Source organism: Ferviditalea candida, from assembly GCF_035282765.1.
In the GTDB taxonomy this organism is placed as follows: domain Bacteria; phylum Bacillota; class Bacilli; order Paenibacillales; family KCTC-25726; genus Ferviditalea; species Ferviditalea candida.
This window is the reverse complement of the sequence record NZ_JAYJLD010000001.1, coordinates 261,541-278,823: the sequence shown is the minus strand read 5'-3', so window position 1 is coordinate 278,823 and position 17,283 is coordinate 261,541. Positions and strand designations below refer to the sequence as shown.

Here is a 17,283-nt window from a genome sequence, read left to right as displayed (position 1 = left end):
GGTTTGATCATGAACCCGACCATGAAACGGCGCGGATGGATTTGGGCTGCCGCCGCGCTTTTGCTTGCCGCTGCCGCGGCTGCCGTATACTTTTATAATTCCCGGCCTGCAATACCCGTGATCGGCGAAGCTGCCGGGTTTCAGCTTCAGGATACCGGCGGAGGGACGGTTTCGCTCGATAGCGCGCAGGGCAAAGTGCGCCTGGTTTATTTTTTTTATGCGAATTGTCCCGATGTCTGCCTTCCGACGAACTATAAGCTGAGCGTGCTTCAGGAGGAGTTGCGCAAAAAAGGGCTGCTGGGGCGTGATGCCGTCATCATGTCGATTACCTTCGATCCGAAAAGAGATACAACGGACAAGCTGAAGGAACTGTCCACCCACTTTCAAGCGGTTCCCAAGGGCTGGTACTTCCTGAGAGGCGAAGAAGGTTACACCAGAGAGGTTGCCAGAAAATACGGCGTTTCCGTCATTGCGGATGAGGGAGGAGCCTTTATGCACCAGAACATCTTTACTCTGGTCGACAAACAAGGCAAGGTTCGAAGGTGGTATAACGCCAATGACACGGCATTGAAAATTGAAGATATTGCCAACGATATGTCCCTACTGAGCAGGGAATAAGCTTTCGTGATAACAGGATCGTGTTTTTGTAGATCCTGTTGTTTTTTTGTGCCGCTTCTCATCGGATAAAAGGATTGTTCAGCAAAATCCCGTTGACACCGCCAGGAGGAGGGTACAGGATATATTCCTCCAAGCCCGCTTTTTCCAGCTGCCGGATCAAATATTCCTCCGGGGTTCCTTCGACACCGGCATACCCTTTACGGGTATAAATTTGTTCGGCATCCGGAAATGTCTCTCTAAGGAGTCTTCGGATATTCTTGCCGGAAGCGTCATTGTCGGTGAACAAGTACACATGGCGGCTTCCGATTTTTTTCTTCAATTCCTCAAGTTTTGCGGTGCCCGGGGTTCCGTAGGTGCAGTGAATCGGAACATCCTTGTGCAGCAGCTTTCTCAAATGGCTCCTGTCGTTTTTTCCTTCGACAATAATGGCGATATCCATGCTCTTCCTCCTTGATCGATTCCGGTTTGCGCTTTGAAGACGACGGATACCTCATAGTTTTCTCGTTTTCCCTTGTTTTTTCCTCTTCCTATTTCCCGAGAAATAATGGTTATTGCGGAGCCGCAGCTGCTGATGGAGCCGTTCGGTGTTTTCAACCCGTTCTGGAGGTGAGGATCTTCGGAATCCGCCCCGCAGGCACAACGGCAAGCGCCGCCATCAGTGCGAGGAAAGCGATGTAGTATGGAGATATCGAGGCATGATCCCGCATTTGACCGGCAAAGATGGGGCCGAAGAAGGCGCCGATCGAATAAGTGATCGACAAATAGGCGAAAACCCTGCCGTATCGGCTGGAATCGGTGAGATTGGCCAGTAAGGTGGACAGCGCCGGGAAAATCAGGCCCATGGTCATCCCAAGCATGAATAAGGACAAGGAAAACGGCAGCGGCCAATCGACGGCCATGCCGAAGAAGGTGATGGCCATGGCCAAGCTTCCCGCGGCCGTTCTGACGAAGGATGAAAGCCTGTTTAAAAAAAACATGCTTAATGTCAATAGGGATCCGAAACTCACCATGGAGAACAGAATTCCCGAACTGATGACGGATTGCCGGGATGCTTCCATCAGCGGAAGCTCAAAGTAGAGGATGCCCTGTGAAAAAGACAGCGCAAGCGGAATAAAGAAAATCTGCCAAGGGAAGGAAGGCTGATTGCGCATATTCAATCCGGAGCGGGAAGTGGAGCTTCCCGCGAACTGGACTGGCGGCATGGAAAGCTCGACGGGCCTCCGTGCATCGCGGATCCAAATGAACGCGAACAATCCGCTCATGATCAGCCCCCATCCCAATACGGTAAAAGCGGTGGTGAAGCCGACTTTGGCGACCAAATAGGCGCCTGCCGCAGGGGAAGCGACCGACGCAAAGGTGTGGACGAGTCCGTTTCCGGCCATGAATTTTCCCTGCTGCAATTTGTCCTTGGCGATTTTAGCCAGCAGGGATAGACTGGCGGGTGAGAGAAAAGCCAGCGCAAATCCGCTGATTGAACGCACGGCCAGCAACTGATACGGATCGGTGATTTGCGATTGGTACAATAGGAGCGCTCCCGCTCCGAGCAAACTGGCGGAAATGAAAATGCGGCTGCCGTAACGGTCGATGCCGTATCCGGCCAGCAAGTTCCCGGGGATATGGGTGAGGGAATAAGCGCCCATAATCAAGCCGATGAAAGATGGCGCGGCTCCCAAAGAAAGAGCGAAAGGGGTTAGAATGGGATATTGGGCGTGCAGGTCGAAAATGGCGACAAATGTAAAAAGATATAGCCAAATTGCCGTTTTCATTAGGAATCACATCCGTTTCATGTTCATCAATACCGCTCACCTTACTTGTACGACTTCAACGGTCTGGATATTCCATTTTTCTCTAGGCGTTCCCAAACCTCGCCTTGGCCGCGAATGATTTTAAGAGAAGCCGTTTTCAGGTATAATCTTGACTTGATGAATCCATGAGGGAAGCTCATGCGTAATTGAATGCGGAGGGAAATTTTATATGTTTGAGGGAATCGATCAGTTCATGTCGGTCAACTTTCTGTCGCTTCTTCTCGTCATCGTTGTCATTGTCTCCGTTTTGCAGGGAATGATGAAGGGGGCGTCGGGGTCGGCGCGGCATCTCTTCTTTTTTGTCATGGAGGGCGGAATCACCGTGGCGGGGGTCCTGGCAGCTTGGAAGATTGCGGAATGGGCTTCTCCGCAAATCAGGGCGCTTATCCAGAAGTGGAACATTCAAATCCCCCCCGACCCGATGGGCGCGTTCCAACAGATGTATTACACATTCATTACCGGGGTCCGTGATTTTCGGTTATTCCGCTTCGCTTTGCTGTTCATCTCGCTTTTTTTGTCGTCAAACAGTTGATTTATTTACTGTGGCATATTCTGGCCTCGTATCTGGGGACTCGATTCGCGAGGCTGAACCGCGCGGAAAGATATCCGGCCAAGTTTCCGTTTTTGAACGGCTTGGCGGGCGGGGCGATCGGCTCCGTGCTCGGCACGACGCGGGCGTTGATCTTAATCGCTGTCTTGTTCGCTTATGTGACGCTCACCCCCGACGGACCCTTGACGAATTACATCAAGGAATCGAAAGTGTATCAGCAGGGAGCTACGCAAATCATCGAACCGTTCACGGGGGAGTTCATACATGAACGCCTGCCGATTTTTACGCAGGCGGTGCAGGATCAAATCAGTGAAATTTTGCAGCGGCGTTATGAAATCATTGACCGGAATATTCCGGATAACATCTCCGAAGCGGCTAAAACGATCGTCGCCGGCAAGCGGACGGACTTGGAAAAAGCGAGAGCCCTGTATGATTGGGTCGGGTCCAGAGTCAAATATGACAATGCAAAAGTGACATTGTATGAGGAGAAGCAGATTTGGAAGGAGCAGACGCCGGAGGACACCTATCGATCGAAAAAAGGGGTCTGCATCGACTATTCCCGGCTTTACGCCGTCATGGCGCGATCCGTCGGTTTGCGGGTGAAGGTGGTCACGGGACAGGGATATGACGGCCGAAGCAGCTACGGGCCTCATGCATGGAATGAGGTTTATATAACCGAACAAGGAAAATGGATTCCATTGGACACAACGTGGGCCGGCAGCGGCGCCAATTGGTTTGATCCGCCCCATTTTTACGACACGCACATTAAGGGCTCGTAATGAAATTAGTTTCACTTTGTATCAAACGCTTTAATTGATCTTTGCTGACAATTTAGTGGAAGTTATTTCGTTACGATGCCCAAGGATGCATAATTTTACAGATCAAGGGGGATATCAATCGGTACTATTTGTGATAAACTTTAAGTAACGCTGCCGATCGGAGAAAAAGCCATGACATGCTACCCGTTGGAACAATACCGCGCGATATTTTTCGATGCGGGCGACACGCTGCTCACCATTCCTGAAGCCCATAATATTTGCAGAGCGTATTTGGAAACCCAAGCCTTTCACAGGGATGAAGCGCATATTTCAGAGGTGTTGCAAGAGGCTATCCGGTTATTCTATTATGAGAAGAAAAATGATCTTTAACGGGGGAAGGGATTGCCTCTCTGCGTGAGCTGATGCATGGGAACCGATGAATGCATGAGAATCGATGAATAACGGAAAGGAAACCCAAATTGAGCCAGATACAGAATCAGGATCCGACACAGCAGGAAATCGTCAAAAAAAGAAATTTTGCTTTACGGTTGAATATTTTCTTTTTCTCCATTTTCCTGCTTTTTTCCATATTGATTGTTCGGCTTGCGTACCTGCAGTTTGTGGAAGGCGAGAGCATGAAGGCGCTGGAAAGCAGCACGTCCGTCACCTCCAATCCGATTGCTCCGATCCGCGGCAAGATTTACGACAGGGACGGCTATCCGATTGCTTACACCACCTCGGTGCAGTCGCTGTTTTACCGTGTCGAGCCCGGGCAGGATAAGGACGAAGTGATTGCCATGGCCAAGAAGCTGTCTGATGCGCTGAATCAGCACGGCGGCAAGGATGCGGAAAAGCTGACGCCGGAGGAAGTGCTTCGCCGCATGGACGTCGGCTTCGACCTTGGAAAAAATGATGTTCGCATCCTGAATTATTATTCGACGCCGCGCAGAATCAAGCAGGATTTAATGCCGCAGGAAATCGCGTATCTGCTTGAGCACCGGGATGAATTCAAGGGCTTGGAAATTGCCGAGGAGAGCGTGCGTCATTACGATTACGACAAGCAGAATCAGCAGGGCATTGCCGTGCAGCTGATCGGCTATTTGCGGCCGTATAAAACGGTGGTGGGATCCCCTGCGGGATATTTGGATGTATACAGGAACAGCGTGAAAGCTGAGGAATATCTCCCCGACGAATACGTGGGAATGGACGGGATCGAGTTCATGTACCAGGATGAGCTTCGCGGAAAAAACGGGGCCCGGACGTATCCCGTGAATGCCGCATCCAAGATCATCGGCCGTGTATCGATCACTCCGCCGGTTAAAGGGGACAATTTATACCTGACGATCCAGAAGGATGTGCAGCTTGCCGCGCAGCAGGCCATCAAGAAACAGCTCGAATACATGAAAAGCGATGCCGCAAGGCAGCTGAAGACGCCATACATGGGCCATAATGCCGTATCCGGTTATGCGGTGGCGATGGAAGTCAACACCGGCAATGTGGTCGCGATGGCCAGTTATCCCGACTACGATCCGAACAGTTGGCGCAGCGGCATCAGCAGTGAGAAGCTGAAGGAAATTCAGCGACGGATTTCCAACGGAACGATTCGCGAACGTTACGCCGATTATCCGGACAACGAGTACGGGAAGCATCCGACGTCACTGGTCCCCCCCGGCTCCAGCCTTAAGCCTTTGACAGTTTTGCTTGGCTTGAATGAAGGCTTGATCACTCCGGAGGAGAGGTATCAGGATACCGGGACTTTCACCTTCGGGAAAAACGGCAGCTCCGCCATTCACAATTCGGACCATCACGCTTATGGCAATATCAATGCATCCGAGGCCATAGCGCATTCCTCGAATACGTTCATGGGCTCGATGATCGGGAATCGTCTGTATATGAGCAGCCGGATTAAGGATCCGGTCAAATTGTGGGACAGCTATATGAAATCGTTTGGCTTGGGGGTAACGACAGGCAGCGGCCTGCCCGGTGAAAGCGCGGGTGATATTTATTACTTTGACGACGCGAAGAAATATCAGGCCCAGTCTCCGCTGATCCTCGGGGCCTTCGGTCAGGAGGCGAGGTATACCACGCTGCAGTTGGCGCAATATGCTGCAGAGCTTGCCAATCACGGAAAACGGCTGAAGCCGCAGTTCGTTCAAAGGATTACCGACTACGACAATAATACGCTTCAGGAGTTCAAGCCGGAAGTTTTGAACCAGGTCAACTTTTCGGATAAATATTGGCAGGTGATCGAAGAAGGCATGTCCAAAGTGTTTGTGACCGGCTTTGACGGATTCAAGTACAATTTCCTGCGCAAAACGGGGACGTCGCAGTCGGATGTTGCCGGGAAGAAGGTCGAGAACGGGGTGTTTATCGCCTACGCGCCTGCCGAGAAACCGAAGCTGGCCGTTGCCGTCGTCATTCCCGAAGGGGGATACGGGGCATGGAGCGCGGCTCCGGTAGCCAGGGTGATCTTCGATGCCTATGATCAATATGTCGGCCTGAGCGACAAGCAGCAATAAGGATACATTGAAATGCTGTCTTTTGAAAAGAAAGTGCCGGAGGCACTCCCAGAGTGACGAGAAACCCTAACAATAAAATGAAGTCTTTACGTCGGGTGGGGGTATCTTCTTCCGTCGCTGTTGAAACCAGGAAAAGGGATTACAAATTTCGGTATTTACCCGGTTTCAAAGGCGAACGCCAGGTCTCTACAGAAGATACCTCAAAACGACAATAGTTAAAAGAAAAAAGGTGAGGTCTGCACAGTAAGTGCAAACCCCACCTTGATTTGCTTTATAATTTACCCTCATTCAACGGTTGCTGATCTTGAACATCCCACCCACCATCAACACTTAGAACTGCCCTTCTCTTATCCCAATATTTTTAATAAATATATTTATTATGTAATTATAGAGTAAATATTGAATGCTGCGGAGGTGTGTTCGTGGAAGGTCCCTAAATAACACTAAAGTATGGGTTTCGTTATTTCAGTCACCCGAAGGGTGATTTCGTTCTCAAGCTGAGGCGTTCGGCTCAACCGCCGAACGCCCAATTGCCGTTTCTGAAGACAGGCACAATGGAGCCGTCGGCATTGATGCCGTCAATCTCCAGATTCTTGGCGCCGATCATGAAGTCGACATGGACCAGACTTTGGTTGGCTCCATGCTTTTCCAGTTCGTCATCGCTCATTTTCGAGCCGCCTTCCAGCGTTGGGGGGTAGGCTCTGCCGATCGCCAGATGACAGGATGCGTTCTCGTCGAACAGCGTGTTGAAGAAGATCAGATTGGTGTTGGATATGGGCGAGTCATGGGGAACCAGGGCGACTTCCCCGAGATAATGCGCGCCGTCGTCGGTTTCGATCAATTTTTTCAGGGTTTCGTAACCCTTTTCCGCGTGAAAATCAACGATTCTCCCTTGTTTGAAGGAGAGGCTGAAGTTTTCAATCAGGGCGCCGTTGTAATTCAGCGGTTTGGTGCTGGCAACCATACCGTTGACGCCTTCTCTGGCAGGCAGGGTGAACACTTCCTCGGTCGGAAGATTGGGGACGAAGGGGACCCCCTGTTCATTGCGGCTTTCCGCGCACATCCAGATGTGCTTCTCCGGAAGCTCGATTGTCAAATCGGTGCCGGGCGCGCGATAGTGTAGCTTTTTGAATCTGGCTTCATTCAGGACGGCTTCTCTCCGCTTCAATTGGCGTATATGCTCCTTCCAGGCATCAATCGGCTCTTCGGCATCGATCCGGGTCAGCTTGAAGATCAATTCCCACATGCGTTCCATGCTTTTCGCCGATTCCGCTTCCCCCGTAACCTTTGCGGCCCAGGATACGGTAGGTACGGCAGCGATCGTCCAGCTGATCTTGTCGTTCATCACATATTTCCTGAAGGTTCGCATTGCCGTCAATCTGGCTTTATTGTCATTGGCAACCCTTTCCGGATCCGCGTCCTTCAACAGATCGGGGTTGGGAGCATAAAGCTGGATGAGCGCTGCCCCGGCCTCCGCCATTTCCTCATAGCCTTTGGCCTTCCACAACGGGTATTCCTTGAATACGTCATCATCCGGAGCATGCAGAAGCTTAATCAGCTTCATCTCATCATCCGTCCACTCCACATGGACATCCCTGGCTCCGGCCTTGTAAGCCGTTTTCACCACAAGCCTGGCAAAATCGGCGTTTGCCACATTCGATTCGACAATGACTTGTTGGCCGGCTTGGATGTTTGCGCCGACTTTGACGATCAATTCCGCATATTTTTCCTGGCTTTCCGCGAACGTTCTCAAATCATCGGCCTCCTTATGGCAGATTTCCTTTTCTTTGGTTTATGATCACATCATACAGGAAAAATCGGGGAGATACAAAAACGGTGAATTGGGGTAAAATGGTATTGCCGAATTTTCAAAATAGGAGGATTCACAATGCGCAAAGACGGACAATCGGAAAAACATCAGCCGGCGACCTTCGCGGGAGGCTGCTTCTGGTGCATGGTCACCCCGTTTGAGGAGCTGCCGGGGATCGTGAAAGTGGTGTCGGGCTATACCGGCGGCCATCTGGAAAATCCGACCTATGAAGAGGTATGCTCTGAAACGACAGGACATGCGGAAGCGGTGCAGATCACATTTAATCCCCGGATATTTCCATATGAGAAGCTGCTGGAGATTTACTGGCAGCAGATCGATCCTACGGATGAAGGCGGCCAGTTTCATGACCGGGGATCGTCCTACCGCACGGCGATTTTCTATCACAATGAAGAACAGCGGATCAAGGCGGAGGAATCGAAGCGGAGGCTGTCCGCAAGCGGCCGGTTTGCCAAGCCAATCGTTACGGAAATCCTGCCGGCGCAGGCTTTCTACCCGGCAGAGGAATACCATCAGGATTACCATAAAAAGAACCCGTTGAGATATAAGATGTACCGCAAAGGCTCGGGCCGGGACGAATTTATTGAACAAAATTGGAAGCACCGGGTCGATCAGCAGGAATTGCAAAGCAAGCTGACGGAGATGCAGTACAAAGTGACCCAGCAGAACGGGACCGAACCCCCGTTTCATAACGAGTTCTGGAATCATAAAGAAGAAGGCATTTATGTGGATATCGTATCCGGAGAGCCTTTGTTCAGTTCGCTGGATAAATATGATTCCGGCTGCGGCTGGCCCAGCTTCACGAAACCGCTGCATCAGGGGGCGGTGAAGGAAAAGGCCGATTTGAGCCACTTCATGATTCGCACCGAGGTCCGCAGCAAAAGGGCCGATTCCCATTTGGGCCATGTTTTTGATGACGGGCCGGCCCCCGGAGGACTCCGATACTGCATCAACTCCGCGGCGCTCAGATTTATCCCCAAGGAAGATTTGGAGAAGGAAGGGTACGGGGAATATTCGAGTCTGTTTGAAGGACATTCCTGATTTGTTCAAACGCCCAATCGAGCTCCTGCCGGTCAATGGTCAGCGGGGGAGCGAAGCGGATCGTATTTTCGTGCGTTTCCTTGCATAGAAGCCCGGAACGCATCAGTTTTTCGCAAAAAGGTCTTGCCGGTACGGAAAGCTCGATTCCGATGAACAGTCCTCGTCCGCGAATGTCTTGGATTTGCGGGTTTTTGAGGGTTTGCAGCTTTCCGAGAAAATAGGAACCCAGCTCATGCGAGCGCTGTTCCAGCTGTTCCTCCTCGATGACTTCCAGCGCCGCCAAGGCCACCGCGCAGGCCAGCGGATTGCCGCCGAAGGTGGAGCCGTGCGAGCCCGGATCGAACACATCCATGACTTCGCGGTCGCCGGCGACCGCGGAGATTGGGTACACGCCCCCGCCCAACGCTTTTCCGAGAATATAGATATCGGGAGTGACATCCTCCCAGTCGCAGGCGAAGCGTTTGCCGGTGCGTCCGAAGCCGGTCTGGATTTCGTCCGCGGCCAACAGCACCCGATGCCGGCTGCACAGCTCCCTTGCGGCCTTCAGATAGCCCGCAGGCGGCATAATAATGCCGGCTTCCCCTTGTATGGGCTCCACCAAAAAGGCTGCGGTATTCGGTCCGATAGCGGACTTCAGCGCCTCGATATCTCCATAGGGAATCAGCTTGAAGCCCGGAGTGAAAGGGCCGAACCCGTCCTTGTAGGCTTCGCTTGAGGAGAAGGAGGTGACGGTGACCGTTCTGCCGTGGAAATTCCCCTCGCAGACGATGATCTCGGCCTGGTTGTCGGGAATTCCCTTGCGCCTGTAAGCCCAACGGCGGATTGCTTTGACGGCGGTTTCCACCGCTTCCGCCCCTGTGTTCATCGGAAGGATTTTTTGCTTACCGGCATAGGCGGACAATTTTTCATAAAACAGGGCGAGCTGCCCGTTGTGAAACGCTCTTGATGTAAGCGTCACTTGATCGGCCTGTTTCTTCAGCGCGCCGATAATTTTCGGATGGCAGTGTCCGTGGTTGAGAGCGGAATAAGCGCTCAGCATATCCAAGTAACGGTTGCCCTCGGGATCCTCGACCCATACGCCCTTCGCCTTGGAAATGACGACGGGAAGGGGCAGATAGTTCTGAACCCCGTACTGCTCAGTTTTTCTGATTAATTGCATCGAATGGTTCATGGCGTGCTCCTCTCCAGTACAGACTCAGAGGATGGTTTTACCCATCAGCGATCCGATCAATTCGACTGCGGTGCGGGCAGTCCGGTTGTCGACATCGAAAGCGGGATTGACCTCGACAAATTCGGCCGACCGTACCAAACCGGATTCATGCAGCAGCTCCAGAGCCAGGTGGGCCTCGCGATAGCTTAAGCCGCCGGGCACCGGGGTTCCGGTTCCGGGCGCAACGGAAGGATCGAGGCAGTCAACGTCAAAGCTGATGTGCAGACCATCGGTTCGCCCCTCAACGATCTGGAGCGCTTCCTCCATAATCCGGGCCATGCCCAGACGATCAATATCATGCATGGTATAGCAAGCGATGCCGAGCTTGCGAATCAATTCCTTTTCCCCTTCGTCCAGCTGGCGTGCTCCAATAATGACGATATGTTCGGGCTTGATTTTGGGGGCGAAACCGTTGATGGCGACCAACGAACGTTCTCCGATGCCGAGGCAAACCGCCAGCGGCATGCCGTGGATATTGCCGGAAGGGCTTGTTTCCACCGTATTTAGATCGGCATGCGCGTCAAACCAGATAATTCCGAGGTTCCGGTAATGATCGGCAAGACCGGCAACGGTTCCGATGGCAATGCTGTGATCCCCCCCAAGCACGAGCGGGAAGGCTCCGGCTTTGGCCGTCCTATATACGGCAGATGCCAGCTTTGTATTAAACCGCAGCACGTCCCGGAGATTTTTAAGCTTTGGATTGGGGGGTTCGCCAAACGTTTTGAGCATCGGAACCGTGATTTCACGGTTAACATCAATCGGCAGCAGGTTCAGCTGCCGCAGCAGCCCGGCCTGCAGGATCGCTTCAGGCCCGAGACTCACTCCCTGCCTGCCGGCTCCAAGCTCCATGGGAGCTTTGATCAGGGTAACAGATCGATGGACAGTGCGCACAATCATCGCCTCCTCTCGCGTTAACTGAATGAGGTTTACATCCAGTATACGTTTGGTCGCGAGGTTGGGTGATGAACCTTTAAACTCCCTTCAATTAAGATAAAAAATGGCAAAAAAGAAAACAGTCGGGAAAACTCCCGGCTGTCGGGTGGTTATGGGTGAGCGGTATTTAAGAGGTCAATGCTTTTTCTTTATTGGTTATATCCTGATGGGTAATAAAGAAATCCGGTTTCAACAAGATGTTTCTCCCCACCATATCAAGCAGGCCTTCACTTTTCATTTCTTTCATCGTCCGGTTGATCGATTCTCTGGAGGTTCCGCAAAAATCGGCAAGCTTGTCCTGGGATACTTTTACATTTATCAACGTTCCGTTAAGACCGTTTTGATTGTATTCTTGTCCATAATCGTTGCTGAACCGCCGCAAGATGCTGATCAAACGCTGGCGAACATCATGAAATGCCAAATTCTCGATTTGCTGCTGCGCTTCCCGCCAACGCCGATACAGGATGTTCAGGATCAATTTGTTGACTTCCTCGTATTTTTTCAGAAGATCCTTGAAGTCGCTTTTATGAATGTAACAGATTGAGCTGTTTTCGATCGTTTCGGCATAGTGGGAATAAGTTTTTTCGTTCAGTACGTCGCCTTCGCCGAAAATCATGCCTTCCTTAACGATCGAAAGCGTAATTTGCTGGCCGCTGTCGGCCAACCGCATGAGACGGACGCTGCCTTTTTTGATTAAATAGACGTAATCGCTCGGGTCTTCCGGTTGATAGATCATCGTATTTTTCTTGACATTTTGATGGTCGCTGAAAATCTGAAGAAGATCATCTAAATTTTCAATAGGGATGAGAGACAGAATTTCACTCTTTTTGACAAACCACATTGTAAAAAAACCCCCTCCCAACAATAACTTGCTCTATCAAGTTAATCTTTATTGTAAGCTTATTGTTAAAAATCATCAAGAGCAAGAAACAAACAAATCCGAACAATCAAGAAAATAAATTGAAATAACAGCAAAAGATAGATTGGGCTGATTGCCCGAATCTATCTTTTATCATGCATGTCATTCAACTAATCGGCTTGTTTGACCATTAAGCTTTGACGTACATTCTCCAATTATGCTGCTGCTTGAAGCCCAGCACTCTTTTGATTTTTTCGTTGCTGAGCAGCGTTTCGAATTCACCGAGTTCCTTTTTGACAGGTACGTTCGGATAAAAGCGGTTCAGCAGTTCCTGAGTCGGAATATCGGATGAAACGTCGTCTGCGGCAACGTTGAAGATCTCAAAGCCCAATCCGTCTTTTTCGATACCCAGGCGGCAAGCTTGCGCCAGGTCGCGGACATCGATGTAGCTCCAGGTAATGCGTCTTCTGAATTCCGGATCGGCAAAAAATTTCGGAAAGTTTTCATAGTCGTTGACATCGATGACATTTCCGATACGGAAGGCATAAATGTCCATTCCCGAACGCTCATGGAACATTCTTGCCGTCGTTTCGTTGATCACTTTGGATGTGGCGTAGCTGTCGGTTGGGTGGCGGTCGTTCGTCGGATAGTTTTCATCCAGAGGGAAATACAACGGATCTCTGTACAGATCCGCAAACACGACTCCATAAGTGGTTTCGCTGGAAGCGATGATCACTTTTTTGATCCCAAGCTTGGAAGCGGCGTCCAAAACGTTGTACGTTCCCATAACATTGATGCGGAACACTTCATTGTCCGGATGCGTCATAATGCGGGGAATCGCAGCGAAATGAACGATCGCGTCGATCGGCTCCGGACGAATCGAAGGGCTGAATTCATGCTGAACCGTTGTCATGGATAATGCATTGAACACTTGCCCGGCATCAGTCAAATCGGTGATGACCGTGCGGACAAGACGATCTTTCATTGGAACGATGTCCAAATTCACAACTTCATATCCGTTGTCGACCAAATCTTTTACGACCCATTTACCGGCCATACCGCTTCCGCCGGTAACGATAACTCTTTTCTTCGACATTTCCTTAGACACTCCCCTTAGCAGTTTTTTTCTCTAAAATACTATAACAATTATTTTGCAAAAAAAATGTGACGCACGTCATGTTTTTGAGATTTAGATTTAAATTTCAATATATTGCTTGCTGTGTCCATAGCAATAATTTGGAGGATTCCCATCCCGTTAAAAAAATTTAAAATTTATGACGTGCGTCACTGTTTTGTAGCGCTTACACGGATATAATTGGGCTAATCATCGCAAATTAGTCAGCAACTAATACTCAAACTTTACACGGGGGGATTATTTCATGAGCTCAGCTGTACAAGCAGAGTCTGGCGAGATACGGGAGGCGAAAAAAACAAATTCGCTGTTGTCCATATTCAAATATCGGGAAATGAACATACTGACCGTTCTTATTATTATAGGAATTTTCATAAGCTTGTTTTCGCCCTACTTCTTGACGATGAACAATATTATGGGTGTAACCCGGTCGGTCTCTATCACAGCGATTATGGCGATTGGTATGACGATGGTCATCATTACCGGGGGTATTGATCTTTCCGTTGGTTCAGTAATGGGCCTGGCTTCATTGATGACCGCATTGTCCTTCCAGCATGGGTATCCGACGGTTGTTGCGATCGCGGTGGGACTGATTGTCGGCGTGGTATCAGGATTGATTAACGGACTGTTGATCACGAAAGTGAATCTTCCTCCATTCATCGCAACACTCGGTACACTGAGTATCGGGAGAGGATTGATCTATATTATTACCGAGGGCTTCCCGATTACTCCGGATGTTCCCGCCGCTTATTCTTTTATTGGTCAGGGCTATTTGGGATTTGTTCCGCTTCCGGTTGTGGCGATGTTGATTCTGATGGTTGTTTTCACCGTCATCATGAGCAGAACCCGTTACGGCAGACACGTATATGCGATCGGCGGAAATGAAATCGCTGCCAAATTAAGCGGGGTGAAAACGGACCGCACTAAAATTTTGGTTTATGTTCTTTCCGGTACGATTTCGGCCGTCGCAGGGATCATTCTTTTCGCAAGGTTGAGTTCGGCTGAACCGGCGTCGGGCTTTGGAGCCGAGCTGGATGTCATCGCGGCTTCGGCCATTGGCGGAGCCAGTCTGTCGGGAGGTTACGGTAGTATTGTCGGTGCCATTATTGGAGCCGCCCTCATTGGAGTCATTTCTAATGGCATCGTCTTACTCAATATTAACACTTATGCGCAGCAAGCCATTACAGGGCTGGTTATTCTCATTGCCGTCAGCATTGATATGTGGCGCTCGAAAAGAAAGGGGTGAATAACACTAATTTTTGCGGAATTCATTCCTTGTATTACTTCATATGGTGCTTGGAAGTTAAATGAATTTCAACAACTCAAATTATGAAAAAGGGGACTGAAAACATGAAAAAGTTCAGACTTATTGTTTTTACGCTGATGTTGACTTTGCCTTTCATGCTGCTGGCAGGATGCGGAGGCGCGAATAAAAGCGGGGAACAAACGCCTGCCCCGGCGGCGCCGACGACACAGCCTTCCGGGGACGCCCAAAAAGCCGAGCCGTCTCCCGCTCCCGCTAAAGAGCTTACGATCGCTTTGATCCCGAAGGTTGCCGTTCCGTTCTTCGACGATTGCAACACTGGCGGTAAAGAAGCTGCCGACAAACTTGGAGTCAAATATGAGTGGGTTGTTCCGCAAAACACACAAGGCTCCACCCAAGTGAAATTGATAGAGGATCTGATTGCCAAGCATGTGGACGGAATCGGAATTTCCGTTAACGAACCGAAATCCGTTGAACAAGTAATTAAAAAAGCTATGGATGCCGGCATCAAAGTGTTGACGTATGATTCAGATTCACCGAACAGCGGAAGAACAATGTATATCGGAACGATCAACGAAGCTGCTGGTGAAACGATGGGTGAATCGATGGCTAAAGCGATCGGCGGCAAAGGCGAAGTTGCCATCGTAACCGGTCAGTTGGGAGCATTGAACCTCAACCAACGCATCGACGGTATCAAAAAAGCGCTGGCTAAATATCCGGACATCAAAATCGTTGACATGCAAGGAACAGAAGATGATCTGGCCAAAGCTGTATCCGTAACCGAAGGCATTCTGCGTGCGCATCCAAACCTGAGCGGAATTTTCGGAGTAAGCCAAGTAGGCGGACCCGGCGTTGCTAAAGTGCTTGCCGAGAAAGAATTCTCCAGCCTGAAAGGTAAAGTGAAAGTATTTGCATTCGATGATCTGGCAGACACCATCAAAGGCGTAAAAGAAGGATTCATCGACGGGATCATGGTTCAGCGTCCTGTGACAATGGGCAAGCTTTCCGTTGAGCATCTTGTTAAGCAAATCAAAGGCGAAGAATCCGTACCGCAAAAAGATATCGACACCGGCGTTACGGTAGTAACGAAAGACAACCTCGATTCCTATACGAAATAATTGCAACATCAGATCGGTTCGGGTAAGACGATGTCCGCTTACCCGAACTTTAATACTCCATAGTATTCCATCAGGAGGGGCTAATATTGAAGCCATTTTTGCAAATGCTCCATATTTCAAAAACGTTCCCGGGCGTCAAAGCGCTGAAAAACGTCAATTTGGAAATTTTTCAGGGGGAAGTGCTTGCGCTTGCGGGAGAGAATGGCGCGGGCAAAAGCACCTTGATGAAAATATTGACGGGAGTTTATGAACCCGATCAGGATGGCCAGGGTAAAATCTTGATTAATGGCGAAGAGGTTCAAATCAAAGATCCTATCCATGCGCGTCAATTGGGGATAAGCATTATATATCAGGAGTTAACGACGGCCCAAAATTTGACCGTTGCCGAGAACATTTTTTTGGCTAAGGAACCGAGGCTCAAGCTGGGCTTTATTGATCGCAAAAAAATGTTTGAGGATTCGAAAAAAATCCTGAAAGACTTGAATATGAATATCGATCCTTCAACATATGTCAGCGAGCTGAGCATCGGCCAGCAGCAAATGATCGAAATCGCCAAGGCCATTTCGTACGATTCCAAAGTCATCGTTATGGATGAGCCTACCGCTTCGTTAAGCCATCAGGAAACGAGAACGCTGATGGAGATGGTTAAGGAATTAAGAAGGCAGAACATTGCGATTGTCTATATTTCACACAGGCTGGAAGAGATTTTTGAAATTTCCGACCGCATTACGGTGCTCCGGGACGGGGAAACGGTTGCCACAATGAACACCGCTGAGGTGACTACCGAGCTTCTGGTCAAGAAAATGGTCGATCGCGATTTGAGTGAAATTTACTCCAAGTCGGAATCTTATGCTACCGATGAAGTCATTCTGGATGTCAAGAATCTGACTCAGGTGAAAAAACGCAGTGCTCATAAAGCTTATATCGAAAACATTAGTTTCAAGCTTCATAGAGGAGAGATCCTCGGGTTTTCCGGTCTTGTCGGAGCGGGGAGGACGGAAATCATGGAACTGTTGTTCGGAATGCATCCCCAGCAAGGCGAGATATATCTTGATGGTGAATCGGTGAAAATCAAAACGCCAAGCGATGCAATCGAGAAAGGAATCGGTTTTGTCACCGAGGACCGCAAACAGCTGGGACTGGTATTGAACATGACGGTGCGCGAAAATTTCAGCTTAACGCATTTAGATAAATTTGCCCGTTTTGATTTTGTCAACCGCAAAGATGAAACCAAGGAAACACAGCAATATATTGAAACATTGGGAATCAAAACTCCATCCACAGAACAGCAGGTTGTAAACCTCAGCGGCGGAAATCAGCAAAAAGTCGTCATTGCCAAATGGGTGGCCCGCAATCCGAAGGTTCTGATCGTGGACGAACCGACGCGGGGAATCGACATCGGCGCGAAAGCGGAGGTGCATGCTCTTCTGATCAGATTGGCCCGACAGGGAATGGGCATTATCATGATTTCCTCGGATCTTCCGGAAGTATTGGCCATGAGCGACAGAATCATGGTCATACGCGAAGGGAAAATCACAGGTGAATTTACACGGCAAGAAGCGGATCAGGAGAGAATTATTCAAGCGGCAACCGGACAAAAATCCCATGCAGCCGTATAATGAATCGAATGATAAATATAATGTATCAA

At 49.8% G+C, this 17,283-nt stretch carries 16 protein-coding genes; 9 read left to right on the top strand and 7 right to left on the bottom strand.

What is annotated here, in order from left to right; all coding sequences use genetic code 11:
* Positions 1-9: 9 nt before the first annotated feature.
* A complete protein-coding gene (locus VF724_RS01460; protein ID WP_371752424.1) occupies positions 10-618 on the top strand; it encodes an SCO family protein in 609 nt (202 codons plus the stop codon).
* A 58-nt stretch (positions 619-676) separates the two neighbouring features.
* Here the strand turns inward: VF724_RS01460 and VF724_RS01455 are convergent, their stop codons facing one another.
* Positions 677-1,057 (bottom strand): toprim domain-containing protein, encoded by a 381-nt coding sequence (locus VF724_RS01455; protein WP_371752423.1) that lies wholly within the window; start codon positions 1,055-1,057, stop codon positions 677-679.
* A 151-nt stretch (positions 1,058-1,208) separates the two neighbouring features.
* Positions 1,209-2,384 carry an MFS transporter gene (locus VF724_RS01450; RefSeq protein WP_371752422.1) on the bottom strand — a complete coding sequence of 392 codons (1,176 nt, stop codon included), beginning with the start codon at positions 2,382-2,384 and terminating at the stop codon, positions 1,209-1,211.
* A 208-nt stretch (positions 2,385-2,592) separates the two neighbouring features.
* Between VF724_RS01450 and VF724_RS01445 the strand changes: the two genes are divergently transcribed.
* The 4 genes from VF724_RS01445 to VF724_RS01430 all read left to right on the top strand — a co-directional run bounded on the left by VF724_RS01445 (position 2,593) and on the right by VF724_RS01430 (position 6,250).
* Positions 2,593-2,955, top strand: coding sequence for a hypothetical protein (locus tag VF724_RS01445; protein WP_371752421.1), 363 nt, complete (start codon positions 2,593-2,595; stop codon positions 2,953-2,955).
* A complete protein-coding gene (locus tag VF724_RS01440; protein WP_371752420.1) occupies positions 2,952-3,752 on the top strand; it encodes a transglutaminase domain-containing protein in 801 nt (266 codons plus the stop codon). Before VF724_RS01445 ends, VF724_RS01440 begins: the two co-directional genes overlap by 4 nt.
* Before the next feature lie 171 nt (positions 3,753-3,923).
* Positions 3,924-4,121, top strand: coding sequence for a hypothetical protein (locus VF724_RS01435; protein ID WP_371752419.1), 198 nt, complete (start codon positions 3,924-3,926; stop codon positions 4,119-4,121).
* A gap of 89 nt (positions 4,122-4,210) precedes the next feature.
* On the top strand, positions 4,211-6,250 hold the full coding sequence (locus tag VF724_RS01430) for a peptidoglycan D,D-transpeptidase FtsI family protein (protein ID WP_371752418.1): 2,040 nt from the start codon (positions 4,211-4,213) through the stop codon (positions 6,248-6,250).
* A gap of 511 nt (positions 6,251-6,761) precedes the next feature.
* Here the strand turns inward: VF724_RS01430 and VF724_RS01425 are convergent.
* Complete coding sequence (locus tag VF724_RS01425) at positions 6,762-8,003, bottom strand: aminopeptidase (RefSeq protein WP_371752417.1); 1,242 nt, start codon at positions 8,001-8,003, stop codon at positions 6,762-6,764.
* Between the two features lie 135 nt (positions 8,004-8,138).
* Here VF724_RS01425 and msrB point away from each other — a divergent pair, with 135 nt between their 5' ends.
* The gene (msrB, locus tag VF724_RS01420) at positions 8,139-9,119 is read left to right on the top strand and encodes a peptide-methionine (R)-S-oxide reductase MsrB (RefSeq protein ID WP_371752416.1); all 981 of its coding nucleotides are present in this window, start codon (positions 8,139-8,141) and stop codon (positions 9,117-9,119) included.
* Here msrB and VF724_RS01415 read toward each other — a convergent pair.
* From VF724_RS01415 to VF724_RS01400, 4 genes are all read right to left on the bottom strand, one after another.
* Complete coding sequence (locus VF724_RS01415) at positions 9,049-10,290, bottom strand: ornithine--oxo-acid transaminase (protein ID WP_371752415.1); 1,242 nt, start codon at positions 10,288-10,290, stop codon at positions 9,049-9,051. The two genes, msrB and VF724_RS01415, sit on opposite strands and share 71 nt — an antisense overlap.
* Positions 10,291-10,314: 24 nt before the next feature.
* The gene (rocF, locus tag VF724_RS01410) at positions 10,315-11,226 is read right to left on the bottom strand and encodes an arginase (RefSeq protein WP_371752414.1); all 912 of its coding nucleotides are present in this window, start codon (positions 11,224-11,226) and stop codon (positions 10,315-10,317) included.
* A gap of 163 nt (positions 11,227-11,389) precedes the next feature.
* Positions 11,390-12,103, bottom strand: coding sequence for a Crp/Fnr family transcriptional regulator (locus tag VF724_RS01405; protein WP_371752413.1), 714 nt, complete (start codon positions 12,101-12,103; stop codon positions 11,390-11,392).
* A gap of 208 nt (positions 12,104-12,311) precedes the next feature.
* On the bottom strand, positions 12,312-13,217 hold the full coding sequence (locus tag VF724_RS01400; protein ID WP_371752412.1) for an NAD-dependent epimerase/dehydratase family protein: 906 nt from the start codon (positions 13,215-13,217) through the stop codon (positions 12,312-12,314).
* 283 nt (positions 13,218-13,500) lie between these two features.
* Here VF724_RS01400 and VF724_RS01395 point away from each other — a divergent pair, with 283 nt between their 5' ends.
* From VF724_RS01395 to VF724_RS01385, 3 genes are all read left to right on the top strand, one after another.
* A complete protein-coding gene (locus VF724_RS01395; protein ID WP_371752411.1) occupies positions 13,501-14,499 on the top strand; it encodes an ABC transporter permease in 999 nt (332 codons plus the stop codon).
* 104 nt (positions 14,500-14,603) lie between these two features.
* Positions 14,604-15,635 carry a sugar-binding protein gene (locus VF724_RS01390; RefSeq protein WP_371752410.1) on the top strand — a complete coding sequence of 344 codons (1,032 nt, stop codon included), beginning with the start codon at positions 14,604-14,606 and terminating at the stop codon, positions 15,633-15,635.
* Positions 15,636-15,721: 86 nt separating this feature from the next.
* Complete coding sequence (locus tag VF724_RS01385) at positions 15,722-17,254, top strand: sugar ABC transporter ATP-binding protein (RefSeq protein ID WP_371752409.1); 1,533 nt, start codon at positions 15,722-15,724, stop codon at positions 17,252-17,254.
* The last annotated feature ends 29 nt before the right edge of the window (positions 17,255-17,283 follow it).

Bases quoted from the DNA above. Each gene is read 5' to 3' on its own strand.
- VF724_RS01460 (WP_371752424.1), top strand. From the start codon at position 10: ATGAACCCGACCATGAAACGGCGCGGATGGATTTGGGCTGCCGCCGCG.
- VF724_RS01455 (WP_371752423.1), bottom strand. From the start codon at position 1,057: ATGGATATCGCCATTATTGTCGAAGGAAAAAACGACAGGAGCCATTTG.
- VF724_RS01450 (WP_371752422.1), bottom strand. From the start codon at position 2,384: ATGAAAACGGCAATTTGGCTATATCTTTTTACATTTGTCGCCATTTTC.
- VF724_RS01445 (WP_371752421.1), top strand. From the start codon at position 2,593: ATGTTTGAGGGAATCGATCAGTTCATGTCGGTCAACTTTCTGTCGCTT.
- VF724_RS01435 (WP_371752419.1), top strand. From the start codon at position 3,924: ATGACATGCTACCCGTTGGAACAATACCGCGCGATATTTTTCGATGCG.
- msrB (WP_371752416.1), top strand. From the start codon at position 8,139: ATGCGCAAAGACGGACAATCGGAAAAACATCAGCCGGCGACCTTCGCG.
- VF724_RS01415 (WP_371752415.1), bottom strand. From the start codon at position 10,290: ATGAACCATTCGATGCAATTAATCAGAAAAACTGAGCAGTACGGGGTT.
- rocF (WP_371752414.1), bottom strand. From the start codon at position 11,226: ATGATTGTGCGCACTGTCCATCGATCTGTTACCCTGATCAAAGCTCCC.
- VF724_RS01405 (WP_371752413.1), bottom strand. From the start codon at position 12,103: ATGTGGTTTGTCAAAAAGAGTGAAATTCTGTCTCTCATCCCTATTGAA.
- VF724_RS01400 (WP_371752412.1), bottom strand. From the start codon at position 13,217: ATGTCGAAGAAAAGAGTTATCGTTACCGGCGGAAGCGGTATGGCCGGT.
- VF724_RS01395 (WP_371752411.1), top strand. From the start codon at position 13,501: ATGAGCTCAGCTGTACAAGCAGAGTCTGGCGAGATACGGGAGGCGAAA.
- VF724_RS01390 (WP_371752410.1), top strand. From the start codon at position 14,604: ATGAAAAAGTTCAGACTTATTGTTTTTACGCTGATGTTGACTTTGCCT.